We start from the raw sequence: 15,819 nt of genomic DNA, 5'->3' as shown, positions 1-15,819 counted from the left end.
TCTATGCGCAACAGGATGGCGAAGGGAAGCATCGAACGCTCGAATCACGAGCGCAACGAGACGCACAGAGACACAGACTTGCAGCCCCGCAAGGCGCAACGCCCTCGCTCTTCACGGCTGACGCGCGGCGTCGCGTGCTGGCTCGCGTTGCAGACCGCGCTGGCAGCGCCGTTCGCGTCGGTGGCCGAAGCAGCCGCTGCGGCGTCGGGCACCGTCGGAAAGAGCGACTCAGCCGACACCGCCGCGCCACGCACGCAAGCCGCGCCGCGACCGCAGACAACGCCGGCCGCAACCGCGGCTACGAACATGGCCGCACATGCGGCCACCGGCACAGGCAACGGCCCCGCGCCGAGCCCCGCCGTGCCCTACGATCCGACGATGATCGCGCAAGCGCCGTTGGCCACGCCCACGCCGGCGCTCGCCGCGTCGGCGGTAAAAGCGCTGGGCGTCAAGACGCCGACCACCGCCGAACCGGGCACGCTGGTGCCGGGCGGCCGTCGCCAGACGCTCACGTTCGCCGACCTGGGCGCGCTCGATCCGCTGCAATTGCGCGGCACCGACGGCCAGAACGGCGTCGCGTTTTCGGTGCGCGGCGACGAGGTGGTGACGGGCGCGATCCTGCATCTGATCTACAGCTACTCGCCCGCCCTGCTGCCTAACATCTCGCAACTGAAGGTGCTGGTGAACGGCGAGGTCGCCGCAACGCTGCCCGTGCCGCGCGATCAGGCCGGCATGCTGGTCGCGCGCGACGTGTCGCTCGATCCGCGCTTCGTCACCGAATTCAATCATCTGAACGTGCAGTTGATCGGGCATTACACGGCGAGTTGCGAGGACCCGGCGAACTCGTCGCTGTGGGCCACCGTCAGCAATGCGAGCTCGCTCGATCTGACGTATGTGTCGCTCGCCAGCAAGCCGGATCTCGCGGCCTTGCCGCAGCCGTTCTTCGACCGACGCGACGTGCGGCGCCTCGAACTGCCGTTCGTGTTTCCGCAGAAGCCGACAGCCGGCACGCTCGAGGCAGGCGGCATCGTGGCCTCGTGGTTCGGCGCGCTCGCCGGCTATCGCGGCGCGCTGTTCCCGGCGCAGCAGGACAACGTGCCGCTGTCGGGCAACGCCGTCGTGTTCGCCACCGACGACCAACGCCCTGCCGGCGTCACGATTCCAGCCATCTCCGGCCCGACCGTCGCCGTGGTCGACCGCGAAGCGCCGGCGCGCGGCAAGCTGCTGCTGGTGCTCGGACGCACCGACGCCGAGTTGAAGATCGCCGCGCGCGCGCTCGGTATCGGACAGAACACGCTGACCGGGCAGAGCGTGACGATTACGCGGCTCACCGAACTCGCGAAGCGCGCGCCATACGACGCGCCGAACTGGTTGCCGACTCATCGCCCGGTGCGTTTCGGCGAGCTTGCCGATGCGCGCGACCTGACCGCCTCGGGCTACGACGCCGACGCGGTCCACGTGAATCTGCGCGTTCCGCCCGACCTGTTCATGTGGCACACCAAGGGCGCGCCGATCGACCTGCGCTACCGCTACACGGTGCGTCCGCAGCGCGACCGCTCGTCGCTGAACGTGAGCGTGAACAACGGCTTCGTGCAGGCGCTGCCGATTCCGGCCGAGTCGAGTTCGGTATTCGACCTGAGCCATTACTTCGCGCGCGTGCTGCCCGACAAGACGGCCGAGGCTCGCCGCACCGTGCATATTCCGCCGCTGCTGCTGACCCCGCGCGCGCAACTGCGCCTTCACTTCTACTACGACATTCCGAATACCGGCGAATGTCATGGGCGTCTGCTGGAGAACGTGATCGGCGCGGTCGATCCGAATTCGACGATCGATCTGTCGTCGTTTCCGCACTACATGGCCTTGCCCGATCTCGCGGCGTTCGCGAACAGCGGCTTTCCGTTCACGCGCATGGCGGATCTGTCGGAAACCGCGGTGGTCCTGCCGAACGACGCCGATTCGAGCGACTACAGCCTGTACCTGCTGACGATGGGACGCATGGGCGCATCGACCGGCTATCCGGTGGCGGGCGTGACAGTGGGCACCGCCGACGACGTCGACAAATACGCGGACAAGGACCTGCTGATTTTCGGCGCGCCGGGCAAGCAGCCGCTGCTGCAACGCTGGGCGAAGTCCATGCCGTTTTCGAGCGACGGCGACTCGCGCACCTTCCAGCTGTCCGACATCGTTTTCAAACTCGAGGACTGGTGGCACGGCGAGCGCGGCGTCGAGCGCCTGCCCGCGCGCGCCGACCTCACGCTCGTGAGTTCGAACGGCGACGCGCTCCTCACCGGTTTCGAATCGCCGCTCAAAAAGACCCGCAGCGCGGTGGCTCTCGTGAGCGCGGCCGGGCAGTCGGACGCCGATCTGTCGGCCGCCCTGCTCGACGCCGACGTGCTGCCGGAGATTCAAGGCGCGATGGCCGTGATCCACGGCCGCACGGTCACGATCACGTCGAACGGCGACGCGTACTATGTCGGCCATTTGTCGCCGCAGGAGTATCTGCGCTGGGCACTCTCGTCGCATCCGCTGTTGCTGATGCTAGGCGGCGTGCTCGCGGCGCTGATCATCGCGGCGCTGTTCTACCGGATGCTGCGCTCGGTCGCGGCGCGCCGTTTGAAGGACTAACAGGACTGACATGCGGGTTCGAATCAACAAGAAACAACGTGTGGTACTGGCGCTCTCGGTGACGCTGGGAGTGGCCGCATCGGCGGCCTGCGCGAACGTGCTGAAGGTCGCGCAGAATGCAGCCGCGCCCGGCGCGTGTGGTGACTGGGCCGGCTATCGCACTTTCGTCGAGCGCTTCGTGCAGGCCGACGGCCGCGTGATCGACTACTCGACGCCGACACAGCAGACCACCTCCGAAGGCCAGTCGTACGGCCTCTTCTTCGCACTCGTTGCGAACGACCGCGCCACGTTCGACCGGCTTCTGAACTGGACGCGCACCAACCTCGCAGGCAATCAGTTCGATCCGCAAAACCTGCGCTTGCCGTCGTGGCAATGGGGCAGGAAAGCGGACGGCTCGTACGGCGTGCTCGATCCGAATTCCGCGTCGGACTCCGACTTGTGGATCGCCTACGATCTGCTGCAGGCCGGGCGCCTGTGGCATGACGCGAGCTACACGCAGCTCGGCCAGGCGCTCGCGGCGCGCATCGCGCGTGACGAGATGACGAATCTGGCCGGCGTCGGTCCGATGCTGCTGCCGGGGCCCGAAGGCTTCAAAAGCGGTGGCGTGACGCGCCTCAATCCGAGCTACCTGCCGCTGCCCGTGCTGCGCGCGCTCGCTCACGAGGTGCCGAACGGTCCGTGGGCGAAGCTCGCCGACAGCGCCTACAAGCTCGTCAAGACCACGGCGCCGCAAGGCTTCGCGCCCGACTGGGCGGCGTGGCAAAACGGCCAGTTCGTGGTCGATCCGAAAAACGGCGACACCGGCAGCTACGACGCGATCCGCGTCTATCTGTGGGCGGGCATGGCGTCGCCTGCCGATCCGCTTGCGAAGCCGTGGCTCGCCGCGCTCGGCGGCATGCGCGCCAAGGTCCAGCAAAGCGGCTTCCCGCCGGCGAAGGTGTCGTCGACCAACGGCTCGGCAAGCGGCGAAGCCCCTCTCAGCTACTGGGCCGCGCTCGCGCCGTACTTCAAGGCGCTCGGCGACGCGCACGGCCTCGGCCTCGCGCGCACGCATCTGGCCGCGCTCGACGCCAGCCTGCCTGGCCACGAGCCTGTTTACTACGACAGGGTGCTGGGCTTGTTCGGCACGGGTTTTATCGACGGACGCTATCGCTTCGACGAAAGCGGACGTCTCGTGCCGAGCTGGAGGACCGCATGCGATTGAGCGCCCTCGCGTTGTCATTGCGTTTCGCGCTGAGCTTCCCGCTCGCCTGCTGCCTCGCGGCGGCCTCACCCGACGCGTTGGCGCAGGTGCCGGCGCAAGGATCAAAAGATCCGATGGGCGTGCTGATCGATCAGGGCAAGTACTGGCAATCGCATCAGCGCGGCGACCTCGCGGAACAGGCCTGGCTGAAGGTGTTGCGCATCGACCCGAAACAGCCCGACGCGTTGTTCGGGATGGGCATGGTGCTCGCCGACCGCAAGGACGGCGCCGGCGCGCAGCAGTATCTGTCGCGTCTGAAGGCGGTCGCGCCGAACTACCCGAGCCTCGATGAACTCGGCCGGCGGCTCGGCGAATCGAGTCTGCGCGACCAGACCGTGAACGACGCGCGGCGGCTCGCGCAAAGCGGCCAGAGCGCGAGCGCGGTGCAGGAGTATCAGCGCGCCTTGAGCGGCAAGCCCGCCACGCCGGCGTTGCAGCTCGAGTACTACCAGGCGCTGTCGGCTACGCCGCAAGGGTGGGATCAGGCGCGTCGCGGGCTCGAACAGCTCGCGCGTGACAATCCCGACGATCCGCGTTACGCGCTCGCCTACGCTCAGCATCTGACCTATCGCGACGTCACGCGCCGCGACGGTATCGCTCGGCTGCAAAAGCTCGCCGGCGACAGCACGGTGGGCGCGGCGGCGAAAAAGAGCTGGCGGCAGGCACTGCTTTGGCTCGACGCGCGGCCCTCGGACGCCGCGCTGTACCAGGCGTACTTGCAAAGCGCGAACGACGACGCCGCGGTCAAGGCGCGCTTCGATTCGATGGTGCAGCAGGACAAGGCGGCCCGTGAGCGTGCGCAGGAAAACGCTTCCGTCGACGCACGCGGGCGCACCGTCGCCGAGGGCTTCGCCGCGCTCGATCGCAACGACGCGGCCACGGCGCGCGCGAAATTTTCGTCGGTGCTGGCCACCAGCCCGAACGACACCGACGCGCTTGGCGGCATGGGCATCGCCGCGCTGAAGCAGGAGCACTTCGCGGAAGCGCGCAACTATCTGGAGCGCGCGTCGCGCAACGGCAACCCGGCTCGCTGGAAAACCGCGCTGGATAGCGCGACCTACTGGACCTACACGAGCGACGCGATCGGCGCGCGCAGCAACGGCGAATTCGCGAAGGCTAAGTCGCTGTTCGAGCGCGCAATCGCGATGAATCCTTCAGATGTCACCGCGCAAGTGCTGCTCGGTGAAATGCTGCTTGCGAACCACGACGCGGCCGGCGCCGAACAGGCATACCGGATGGCGCTGCGCCGCCAGGCAGACAACCCCGATGCAATTCGCGGACTCGTCGGCGCACTGGCCGCCCAGGGCCGCGGCGACGAAGCGTTGCAGTTCGCCAATCGCCTGAATACGGAACAGCAGTCGAAGGCCGGCGGCATCAACCGTCTGCGCGGAGAAGCGCAGGCGGCACAGGCGCGCGCGGCCGAAGCGCACGGCGATCTGGGCAGCGCGCGCAGTCTCTTCGAAGACGCGCTGCTCAACACGCCCGACGACCCGTGGCTGCGTCTGGATCTCGCGCGCATCTACGTGCGCCAGGGCGCGGTCGCGAACGCACGCAGCATGATGGACGGCTTGCTCGCCGCGCATCCGGACATGACCGATGCGCTGTATGCGAGCGCGCTGCTGTCGGCGGAAACACAGGACTGGTCAGCCGGTCTCGCGCAACTCGAACGCATTCCCGCCGCGCAGCGCACCGACGCGATGGCGGCGTTGCAGCATCGGCTGTGGGTGAATCAGCAAGCCGAACTCGCCACGCGCATGGCGCGCAGCGGTCAGAACCAACAGGCGCTCGCAACCCTGCATGCCGCCGAGCCCGTGGCGGGAAACAGTCCCGAACTGATCGGCGTGATCGCGGCAGCCTACCAACAGGCCGGCGATTCGAACCGCGCGCTCAGTCTCGTGCGCGGCGCGATGAACGCGGCACCCGGCAACACCGATCTGCTGCTGCAATACGCGGGCATTCTGTCGGCCACCCAGCAGCAAGCAGAGCTCGGCATGGTGATGCGCCGCCTGTCGTCGATGCAATTGACGCCGCAGCAGCGCACGGACTTCGGCAATCTGAACCTCGGCATCGTCATCAAACAATGCGATGCCGTGCGTCAGCGTGGCGACCTTGCCAGCGCCTACGACGTGATCGCGCCGTGGCTCGCGGCGATGCCCGACAATCCCGATCTGCAGGCTGCTCTGGGCCGCCTGTATGCATCGGCCGGCGACGACCGCAACGCGCTCGCAAGCTATCGCGTCGCATTGCGGCGCAAGCCGGACGACCTGAACCTGCTGCAGGCGGCGATTTCCGCTGCGTCCGGCGCGAAGCAGTTCAGCTACGCCGAATCGCTGGCGACTCAGGCCTTGAATGCGGCGCCCAACGATCCGGGGGTGCTTGCCACCGTCGGCCGCATGTATCGCTCGGAAGGCAAGCTGTCGCTCGCGTCGACCTATCTGCAACGCTCGCTGGTCGCCGCCAATACACCGTTGATGGCGAATGCGCCGCGCAATGGCGCGGCGAGCAACGTGCCGCGCGGCTGGGAAGCGGCGACGCGCCGTATCGGCGCGACGCCGCTGCCCGGCACCAATCCTTTCGAGGGAAAAACCTCGACGCTCGCGCCGACCGACGCCGATAACGCAGCGCCCGGCTTCAATGCTTCTTCGAATGCCGCGCGAGCTTCCCTTCCGTACTCGCAGTCCTCCTTGCCGACACAGACCGTGCCGAACTATCCGCCGCCCACGCAGCCCGCGCCGTACGTCGCCCCCTACGCGGCGCCCGCGCAGCCCTACACGCCGAACAGCGCGCCCGCCTCGCTGCCGTACAACGCGCCTCGCCAGGGGGCCGATGCAGGCGGCTAGGCGAGGACAGCTACGGCTCGAGCCAGTCCGGCGCGCCGTTGCAGCCCTACCCGGGCCAGAACGGCCAGGCCGCCCAGCCGCAGATGCCGACGCAGGCTCCGATGCAGCCGATGCCGCAGCAATACAACCCGGCTTACGCGCAGCAAGCGCCGTATCCGCAGCAGCAATACGGCACGCCCGATGGCTATGCGCCGACGCCCTGGCCGATGTCGCCCGCCGCACGCGAAGCGCAGGCCAACGCAGGGGCGATGCAGCCACAGCCGTATGGCTCGACGACAACAGCCGCAGCTAACGGCAAAAACGGGAAACGCACCGCGAGCAATAAGCAAAGCGCGTCGAAGAACAACCGTAATGCAGCCGGTTACGCTCACCAACAGCAACCGTATTACGGACAACAAGCCTATCCGCAACAGCAGCAACCGCAAGGCTACGCGCAACAGCCTTATCAATCGTATCCGCAGCAGCAGGGTTACGGCCAGCAGGCGTATCAGCCGTATCCGCCCTATCCGCCGCAGCAACAGGCTTACGCCAATCAGGGCTATTACGGGCAGCAACAGCCGTACATCCCGCAGCCGCCCAGCGGCTACGCGCAAGCGTATTACCCGCAACAGCCTGGCATGAACGGCAATGGCGCCAGTGGCGCGAACTACGCGCAGCCGAACGTCGCGAATATGCAGACGCTCGGCGTGGCCGAGGAACTGGCGCAGGTCAATCGCGAGCAGGCGAGCACGATCTCGGGCGGCATCGTGTTTCGCAACCGCAGCGGCGAGGACGGTCTGTCCACGCTCACCGACATCGAAGCGCCGATACAAGGCCGCATCAAGGCAGGCAACGGCCATGTCGTCGTGACGGCGACGCCCGTCACGCTCGATGCGGGCACCGCGGCAGGCAACGTCTCGACGCTCGCGCGTTTCGGCGCGGGGCTATCGAACAGCACGTCGGCAGCAGCGGCCGTTGCGGGCGCCAACAACTACGGCAGCCAGACGGCGAGCGGCGTGGGCCTTTCGGTCAGCTACGAAAGCCGCAAGCTCAGCGGCGATATCGGCGTGACGCCGATCGGCTTTCGCGAGACGAACATAGTAGGCGGCGCGCAGTACAACGGCGGCATCACCGACAAGGTCTCGTATTCGCTCGCCGTCGCCCGGCGCGCGGTGACCGACAGTCTGTTGTCCTACGCGGGCACGCGCGACGCTGCGTCCGGCCTCGAATGGGGCGGCGTTACATCGACCGGCGGCCTCGCGAGCCTTGCCTGGGACGACGGCACCAGCGGTCTGTACGTGAACGCCGCGTTCCAGTACTACGACGGACACAACGTCGTGACGAATACCGCCTGGAAGGGCGGCGGCGGCATCTACACGCGCCTCTTCAAGGACGCCGACCAGACGTTCACCATCGGTGTGAACACGACGCTGATGGGCTACGACAAGAACCTGTCGTACTTCACGTATGGCCAGGGCGGCTACTTCAGTCCGCAACAGTACGTGATCCTGAATTTGCCGATCGAATGGACCGGCCGCAACGGCGCCTTCACGTATGACCTGAAGGGATCGATCGGCGTGCAGCATTACCGGCAGGACGGGTCGAACTATTTCCCGCTCGGCAACTCGGGCACGTTGCAAGCGGCGGCTGCGGGCGAGGCGGCGCTGATCGGCAGCAGCGTCGATAGCGGCGCCCAGTACCCGGGGCAAAGCAAAACCGGCGTGTCATATTCGCTGAGCGCGGTGGGTGAATACCAACTCGCGCCGCAACTGGCGTTCGGCGCAACGGCTTCGCTCGGCAATGCTTATCAATATCGCGAGTGGCTTGCCGCGGTCTACGTGCGCTACAGCTTTACGAAGCAGACGGGCCTGCAGCCGTTCCCGCCCACGCCGCTCAGTTCGCCGTATTTGTCGCTCTCCAACTAGCGTACGTTGGACCCGGGTCGTGCGTCTGGTCCCGCGGCGGGCCCGTCCGCTGGACCGCCGCCACCGCCGCCACGGTCCCATTAGCCCGCGTCGGGGCCGGTTGCGTATCTGCGGCAATGCTCGAGGTATCCGGCGGCGTGACTGCTCACCAGTTCCACGATGCTTTTCCAGAGCCAGCCGGGTGCGTCGAGTGTCTTCGAGCGGTTCTTGCGCAACTCGCCGAGCCACGCCTTGCGTTCGGCGACATCCATTTGCCGCGCGTGCGCCTTGCCCACTACCAACGCAAGAAAACGCGCCGCCTTCGTCGCTTCGTCGCGAGTCAGTTGCTCGATCGTCAGCTTCATATCCTGTGGCAGCAACTCGCGTATCACCACCGCGCGATCCGCAAGGCGCGCCGATTTCATCCGGTCGCCGAGCAAAGGCGACAGATGCCGCGCGCCCTCCACCACGCGCTCAGCGTTATCGCGCGGCATTCTCGCGCCCGCATAGCGAGGCGCCGCAGCGGGCGCTGCCTCCTTGATGTCGATCAGACACAGGTCGTCGCCGTCCACTGCGGCGCCGTCGATGTCGAGCAGCACTGCGTAACGCAGCCGTCCGAGCGAGCTGCAGCCCTTGACCCAGTAGGCGGCGTCGAGCACCTCGACGTCCGCTTCGTCGCCTGCGCCCCGCAATACAGTGGCGAGTGTGGCAACCGATGTCTTCCTGAAGAACTCGTCGATCTCGCGCCGCTCGTTTTTGGCAAGCGGCCAGAAACGCGAACCGAGCGGAATAGTCGGCTCGCTATCCTCGATACGCTCTTCGGCGAGATGGCGCCATGAGCGCCGCACCGCTTCCTTCATCACGACGCGCACCGCCTCCGGTTTCTCCGCGTGAATGTCGGCCTCGCCCGCGCTTTCGTCGAAGGCGCGTTCATAGCCGTCGGCCAGCGCCTCCATCATCTGCACGGTCGTCACACCGGGCAGGTCGGAGCCGCGCGCGGCCGTCGCGAGCGACAGCCCGAGCCGGATCAGATCGTGCGCGGGATTGCCGATCACCGTCTGATCGAGATCGCGAATCTGTATCTCGACCCGGCCATGCGCATCGGCCACGGGCCCGAGATTGCCGGTATGGCAATCGCCGCAGATCCACACCGCGGGACCTTCGGGTAGCGCGTGCCCTTCGATTCCGTCGAGCCACTCATAGAATCTGTTCGTGCTGCCGCGCACATACGCATGCGCGGAGCGCGCCATTCTCGCGTTGCGGCGCGCGGTCAGAAGCGGCTGGCGCGCTTCGGCTTCGGGAAGCTTCTTCGCCCGCTTGTTGAGCGGCTTGCTGGACAGCTTGTTTGTTGCGACGGGCTTCTTCGGCATCGTACGGTCCGCTCTTATCGACATTCGAAGCCGGCGCGGCACTTGTCCTCGCCAGCGCTTGTCGCGCGCGTCGTCACGCGCGCAAGCAACGACCTTTAGCAGGAATCGCGCCTATGGCGTGAAGCACTCTGTGAAGACACATGCGGCTTCAACGATAAGTCACGCGAGATAGAAAGCGCCGCCAGAAAAACGTCCTGAAGTTCTCTTCAACGCATGTGCATCGGCGCTTCTTTCCGTTTCCAGATGCGCTTGCGCACATTGCACAGGTAAAACTTGCGAGAGCATATAAGCGGCTGGAGACTAAAGCGTGCTGGCGCCGTGCGAAACCTTTACGCGCGCTATGTGAACCGGCAGACTGGAGGCCCCACTCATCATGTGACCCCTATGGAGCGCAGCATGCCATTTCCGGCACAAGATCACGGCTGTCCTGGCTGGAGCGGCGAAATGGCGCGGCGCATCAGTGATTTTGACTGGTCCGCAACCGAGGTCGGCGCGATCCCGAACTGGCCTCGCAGCCTGACCGCCACCGTGCAGCTGCTGCTTGCCTCGCCTGTGCCGCTCGTGCTGCTGTGGGGCAGATCCGGCCACATGATCTACAACGACGCTTACGCCGTTTTCGCGGGCGGACGGCATCCGTATCTGTTGGGCTGTCCCGTCGAGACAGGCTGGCCCGAGGTTGCCGACTTCAATCGTCACGTCATGACTACGTGTCTTGCCGGCGGCACGCTGTCGTATCGCGACAAGGAACTCGTGCTGCTGCGCGAAGGCAAACCCGAAGACGTGTGGATGGATTTGTACTACAGCCCCGTTGCCGACGACAGCGGCGCGCCCGCGGGCGTACTCGCCATCGTCGTCGAGACCACGGGGCGTGTGTTGACCGAGCGCTGGCGGCAACGCGCCGAAGCGGAGCTGCACGAGACCAACGAACGCCTGCAACTCGCGCTCAATACCGGCGCCGTGCTCGGCACCTGCGTCGTCGATATCCGCACTCAAAAGATCACTGGCGACGAGCGCTTCGCCCGTACTTTCTCGTTGTCGGTGGACGAAACCGCTCGGGGTGTCGATCACCGCGCCGCGGCCAGAATGATCCATCCGGACGATCAGTCGCTGCTCGAACATCTAACCACCAAGGCGCTGTCCGGCGGCAAACCGTTTCGCGCCGAGTACCGGATACGCCGCCCAAATGGCGACTACGTGTGGGTGCAAGCGAACGGCCAGTGCGAGTTCGACGATAACGGCGTGCCCACTCGTTTTCCCGCCGTGCTGATCGACATCCACGAACGCAAGATCGCCGAACAGTCGCTGCGTCAGTTGACCGAGACGCTCGAACAGCGCGTCGCCGATGCGGTCGCCGCACGCGCATTCGCAGAGGAACAGTTGCGCCAGGCGCAGAAGATGGAAGCGATCGGCAGCCTCACGGGCGGCGTCGCGCACGACTTCAACAACGTGCTGCAAGTGATCAACGGCAATCTGCAGATGATGGCCGCCGACGCCGGCGATAGTCCCGCAACGCTGCGCCGGTTGTCGGCGGCAACCGATGCGGTGAAGCGCGGCGCGAAACTGGCCGCGCATCTACTGGCGTTCGCGCGCCGCCAGCCGCTTTCGCCGACGGTGCTCAATCCCCGCCGGCTGCTCGCGGGCATGAGCGAGATGCTGCATCGCGCGCTCGGCGAGACCATCACGATCAAAACGGTATTGAGCGACGATCTGTGGAACGTGCAGGCCGACCGGAACCAGCTCGAAAACGCGCTGCTCAATCTCGCGATCAATGGACGCGACGCGATGAATGCCGACGGCACGCTCACTGTCCGTGCCGCGAACCGTGTGCTGGATGCCGCGTTTTGCAGCGACAAGGCGGAGCTGTCGCCAGGCGAATATGTCGTGTTCTCCATCACCGATACCGGCGCGGGCATGCAGCCAGAGGTGCTTGAACACGCGTTCGAACCTTTCTTCACGACCAAGCCCAACGGTCATGGAACGGGCCTTGGCCTCAGTATGGTGTTCGGCTTTGTCCGGCAAAGCGGCGGTCATACGCTGATTGAAAGCGAGGTGGGACAGGGCACGACGGTGTCGCTGTTCTTCCCGCGCTGCTGTGAGCCCGAAACACCCGAAACCGTCGATCAGACCACGACACCGCTGGGCGGCGGGGAAACGATCCTCGTTGTCGAAGACGATGCCGATGTGCGCCTGACCGCCGTCGAAATGCTCGCGCAACTCGGCTACAAGGTGCTTACTGCATCGAGTGGCGATGCGGCGCTCGAATTCATCCACAGCGACGTGCCGATCGACCTGTTGTTCACCGACGTGGTGATGCCGGGCAAGATAAAAAGCGTCGAACTGGCACGCCGTGCCGCGGCGCGCTCGCCCGCGGTGCCGACTTTGTTCACGTCCGGTTATACGCGCGACGAGATCGTCCATCACGGCAAGCTCGATGCCGGCATTACGCTGCTGTCGAAACCGTACCGCCGCGACGATCTCGCGCGCAAGCTGCGAAGCGTACTGCGCGCCTCGGCAGGGCCGGTTGCCGGTGCAGCACATGTCGGCAAGATGACCGACAGGGAGATCGCTGCCTGCGTGCCGCCCGTGGCTTACGATCCGTCGAGCGTCGAGATGCCGGGCGTCGACACGCCGGGCGGCGCCGCGCGCGGGCGAGAAGCTCTACAAGGGGTCGCCCCCCAAGTTGCGCCGGCGCGCTCACCGGCTCACGTGCTGCTCGTCGAAGACGACGCCGATTCGCGCGAGGCGCTGAGCAGCCTGCTCGGCGCGCTGGGCCTCGACTGCACGTCGGTGGCGAGCGCGGAAGAAGCGCTGCCGCTCGTGCCGGTGCAACGCTACGACATCCTGTGCACCGACATCACGCTGCCGGGCATGTCGGGCGACAACCTCGCGCGCGCGGTTCTGCGCGCACAGCCGCACGTGCAAGTGCTGCTGGTGTCCGGTTACGGCGCGCATGCGCCGATCGGCGACAGCATCCCCGGCGCGCGGATGCTCGGCAAACCGCTCGACATCGCTCAATTGCGGCGCGAACTTGCGCAGTGGCTCGATCCAATCGAAGCGGCCTCGTGACGCCGAGCGCCACTGTGCCCGGCATGCGCTTTTCGCACCGCACGCCGGAATGCGGCATATATTGGTTTATATCGATGAAGCCACACGCGGCGCGAAGTGCGCAGCGCATACGCGCCCTGGTATGATGCCGGGCGCGCCGGCTTTTTCTGTTGAATGGGCGCTTCACCGTCCGCCGCTTTTTGTCACGAGAGCTATCATGCCTGCCCAACACGACCCAGCCCCCGCTGCGAGCCCAAGCCCTGCCAAGCCCACGCGCAAAGAGCTGTCCATCACGGCGCGCAATCTTCTGATGGTAGCCGTCGGCGTGCTCGTCTTCGCGATGGTCTCGGGCGTGGTGCTGTATCAGCCGATCGCCTACGGCGACGCAATCCCGAACTTCGGCATCATTCTGATGCTGACGGTGCCGGTGATCGCGGGCGTCGCGTTTCGGGTCGGACTGGATGCGTGGCTCGAACGCAAGTAATGAATGAGTGGGCAGCGGTTCGTCGCCGCCCGCTACCCCGCCCCGCCCGGCACCACCACCCACACCTCCAGGCCGCCGCCCTCGCGCGCGTGAAACTCCACCCTGCCACCGTGCAGCCGCGCGATCCGCTCGACAATCGCGAGCCCAAGCCCGGTGCCGCCGCTATGCGCTCGCGCGTTCCTGCCGCGTTGGAAGGGCGCCTTCAGCTGTTCGAGTTCTTCCGCCGATAACCCCTTGCCGCGGTCGCCGACTGCGACATACACCGCGTCGTCGGTCGCCCAGCTACGCACCGCCAGTCCGCTGCCGCCGTACACGATCGCGTTCTGCATCAGATTCATCAGGAGCCGCATCATGCTCACCGGGCGATAAGGAATCAGCGGCAAGCGCGCGAGCGACAGTTCGAACTCGTGCCCGAGTCCCGCGAAGTCTCCGGCAAGCCGCTCGATCAGCACGTTCAGATCGCCGGGCTCGGCCGGCTCCCGCTCGCCGCTGCCTGCGTAATCCATGAACTGTTGCAAGATGGTTTCGATCTGGTCGAGGTAGGACTCCGCCGCCACCACGAAACTGCTGTCGCTGCTCTCCGGCATCGCCATGGCCATCGAAAGGCGTAGCTTGGTGAGCGGCGTTCGGATGTCGTGCGAGATGCCGGCCAGCATCAGCGCGCGCGTCGCTTCCGCTTGTTGCAACGCGTGCGTCATCTGATTGAAAGCGCTGCTCACCGCGGCAATTTCCAAAGGACCGCTGGTCGGCAGCGGCGGCGGCGTGTCGCCGTCGCTGAGGCGCTGCGCCGCGCGCGTCAACTCCTGAAGCGGCCGGTTCAGGTGAAGCTGGATCGCATAGCCGGTCAACGCCGCCAGCGCGGCGAGGCCGAGCGACAGCAGGATCGCCGCGTCGAGCCCATTGCCCTGGGCGTCTTCGGGAATCGGCAGCGCGATCCAGTACGGCGTAGCGGATGTGTCGGCACCGGATGCAGCAGGGCCCGGCGCAGCGGATGTGTCGGCACCGGACGCCGCAGGGCCCGGCGCGGCGGACGTGTCAGCCCCGGATGCAGCAGGGCCCGGCGCGGCGGATCTGCCAGCCTCGGATGCAGCAGGGCCCGGCGCAGCGGCTCCAGAAGCAGCGCCTGCCGACGCAGCGGCTGCCGACGCACCGGTTGCCGGCGCAGCGCCGCCCGATCCATCGGCGGGCGCATGCATGCGAATCCAGAGGCGTTGGCCGCCTTCCGTCTGCCAGCGCGCTTCCATGTCCGCCGGAAGATGCTCGCGCAGACTCGCGAGAAACACCTTGCGCTGATAGTTGCGGTATCCGCGCAAAAGACCCGCTGGCGGCTCCGCCAGGGCATTGCCGGGAAGCCGTGTATGCGCGTCCAGACGCGCGGCCAACGCATCGCGCGCGGCGCGCGGCGTGGTTTGCAGCAGGTTGTCGAGCGTCGTCACATAGGTCGCGAACACTGCGGCCGCGCGCTCCACGCGAGGCCGCTGCACATAATGCAGCAGCACGCCGAGCGAGCACACCTGGCTCAATACGACGAGCGCGATCAGCAATGCAATATTGCGCGCGAGCAGCGTGCGCGGCAGCGCTCTTTGCAACAGTGAGCGCCTCATGAATCGACGTCCGCGATCAGCATGTAGCCGACGCCCCACACTGTCTTGATGAAGCGCGGCTTGGACGGATCGTCCTCGACGATCTGCCGCAAGCGCAGCACCTGCACGTCGATGCTGCGATCGAGCGCATCGTGATCGCGCCCTCGCGCGCGTGCGAGCAGATTGTCGCGACTTACCGGCCGGTTCGGCGACGACGCGAGCGCAACCAGCAGCAGCATCTGCGCCGAGTGAATTTCCAGCAGCTCGCCGCCGCGCATGAGTTGCTGCTTGCCGACATCGAGCGCGAATTCGCCGAAGCGCACGCATTGCGACGTGACGGTCACTTCGCCCGAAGCCATCTTCTGACGGCGCAGCAGCGCATTGATTCGCGCCACCAGTTCTCGCGGAAGAAACGGCTTCGCGAGATAGTCGTCGGCGCCGGTTTCGAGACCCAGCACCCTGTCGAGCGGATCGCCCTTCGCGGTCAGCATCAAAATTGGCAACGTCTGGCCCTGCTCGCGCAAACGCGCACAAATCGCGAGCCCGTCTTCTTCGCCGATCATCAGGTCGAGTACCAGCAGATCGAACGGCTCGCGCTCGAGATAGCGGTCGAGCCGCTTGCCGTCCTCCGCGACTCTGACGTCGAAGCCCTGCCCGCGCAAGAAACGCTGCAGCATGTTGCGCAGTTCGACTTCGTCGTCGAGCACGATGATTTTAGCGGGGCGATCCATGCGAAAGCTCCTCGT

At 66.3% G+C, this 15,819-nt stretch carries 7 protein-coding genes and 1 pseudogene; 5 read left to right on the top strand and 3 right to left on the bottom strand.

Annotated features, from left to right (window positions below; all coding sequences use genetic code 11):
- The first annotated feature begins 3 nt into the window (after positions 1–3).
- The 3 genes and pseudogenes from bcsB to RW095_RS18360 all read left to right on the top strand — a co-directional run bounded on the left by bcsB (position 4) and on the right by RW095_RS18360 (position 8,612).
- The gene (bcsB, locus tag RW095_RS18370; RefSeq protein WP_317017423.1) at positions 4–2,625 is read left to right on the top strand and encodes a cellulose biosynthesis cyclic di-GMP-binding regulatory protein BcsB; all 2,622 of its coding nucleotides are present in this window, start codon (positions 4–6) and stop codon (positions 2,623–2,625) included.
- 10 nt (positions 2,626–2,635) lie between these two features.
- Positions 2,636–3,829 carry a cellulose synthase complex periplasmic endoglucanase BcsZ gene (gene bcsZ / locus RW095_RS18365; RefSeq protein WP_317017421.1) on the top strand — a complete coding sequence of 398 codons (1,194 nt, stop codon included), beginning with the start codon at positions 2,636–2,638 and terminating at the stop codon, positions 3,827–3,829.
- A pseudogene (locus RW095_RS18360) lies at positions 3,820–8,612 on the top strand (cellulose synthase subunit BcsC-related outer membrane protein). The gene bcsZ and the pseudogene RW095_RS18360 overlap by 10 nt, the downstream one beginning before the upstream one ends.
- A gap of 80 nt (positions 8,613–8,692) precedes the next feature.
- Here the strand turns inward: RW095_RS18360 and RW095_RS18355 are convergent.
- Positions 8,693–9,961, bottom strand: coding sequence for a DUF2252 domain-containing protein (locus RW095_RS18355; RefSeq protein ID WP_317017420.1), 1,269 nt, complete (start codon positions 9,959–9,961; stop codon positions 8,693–8,695).
- Positions 9,962–10,357: 396 nt separating this feature from the next.
- Between RW095_RS18355 and RW095_RS18350 the strand changes: the two genes are divergently transcribed.
- Together RW095_RS18350 and RW095_RS18345 are read left to right on the top strand one after the other, a co-directional pair.
- A complete protein-coding gene (locus RW095_RS18350) occupies positions 10,358–13,027 on the top strand; it encodes a response regulator (protein WP_317017418.1) in 2,670 nt (889 codons plus the stop codon).
- 196 nt (positions 13,028–13,223) lie between these two features.
- Entirely contained in the window at positions 13,224–13,490 is a 267-nt protein-coding gene (locus RW095_RS18345) for a hypothetical protein (protein ID WP_128597354.1), read from the top strand.
- A 32-nt stretch (positions 13,491–13,522) separates the two neighbouring features.
- Here RW095_RS18345 and RW095_RS18340 read toward each other — a convergent pair whose 3' ends face one another.
- Together RW095_RS18340 and RW095_RS18335 are read right to left on the bottom strand one after the other, a co-directional pair.
- Positions 13,523–15,094 carry an ATP-binding protein gene (locus RW095_RS18340; RefSeq protein WP_317017416.1) on the bottom strand — a complete coding sequence of 524 codons (1,572 nt, stop codon included), beginning with the start codon at positions 15,092–15,094 and terminating at the stop codon, positions 13,523–13,525.
- Positions 15,091–15,804, bottom strand: a complete 714-nt coding sequence (locus RW095_RS18335) for a response regulator (RefSeq protein ID WP_128597479.1) — start codon at positions 15,802–15,804, stop codon at positions 15,091–15,093. Before RW095_RS18335 ends, RW095_RS18340 begins: the two co-directional genes overlap by 4 nt.
- Between the last annotated feature and the right edge of the window lie 15 nt (positions 15,805–15,819).

The sequence above is a fragment of the Paraburkholderia kirstenboschensis genome, from assembly GCF_032806925.1.
Classification (GTDB): domain Bacteria; phylum Pseudomonadota; class Gammaproteobacteria; order Burkholderiales; family Burkholderiaceae; genus Paraburkholderia; species Paraburkholderia kirstenboschensis.
Note: the sequence above shows the minus strand (reverse complement) of the source record. Positions and strands in the feature narration are given on the sequence as shown.

Coding starts and splice junctions, on each gene's coding strand:
- bcsB (WP_317017423.1), top strand. CDS start 4: ATGCGCAACAGGATGGCGAAGGGAAGCATCGAACGCTCGAATCACGAG.
- bcsZ (WP_317017421.1), top strand. CDS start 2,636: ATGCGGGTTCGAATCAACAAGAAACAACGTGTGGTACTGGCGCTCTCG.
- RW095_RS18355 (WP_317017420.1), bottom strand. CDS start 9,961: ATGCCGAAGAAGCCCGTCGCAACAAACAAGCTGTCCAGCAAGCCGCTC.
- RW095_RS18350 (WP_317017418.1), top strand. CDS start 10,358: ATGCCATTTCCGGCACAAGATCACGGCTGTCCTGGCTGGAGCGGCGAA.
- RW095_RS18345 (WP_128597354.1), top strand. CDS start 13,224: ATGCCTGCCCAACACGACCCAGCCCCCGCTGCGAGCCCAAGCCCTGCC.
- RW095_RS18340 (WP_317017416.1), bottom strand. CDS start 15,094: ATGAGGCGCTCACTGTTGCAAAGAGCGCTGCCGCGCACGCTGCTCGCG.
- RW095_RS18335 (WP_128597479.1), bottom strand. CDS start 15,804: ATGGATCGCCCCGCTAAAATCATCGTGCTCGACGACGAAGTCGAACTG.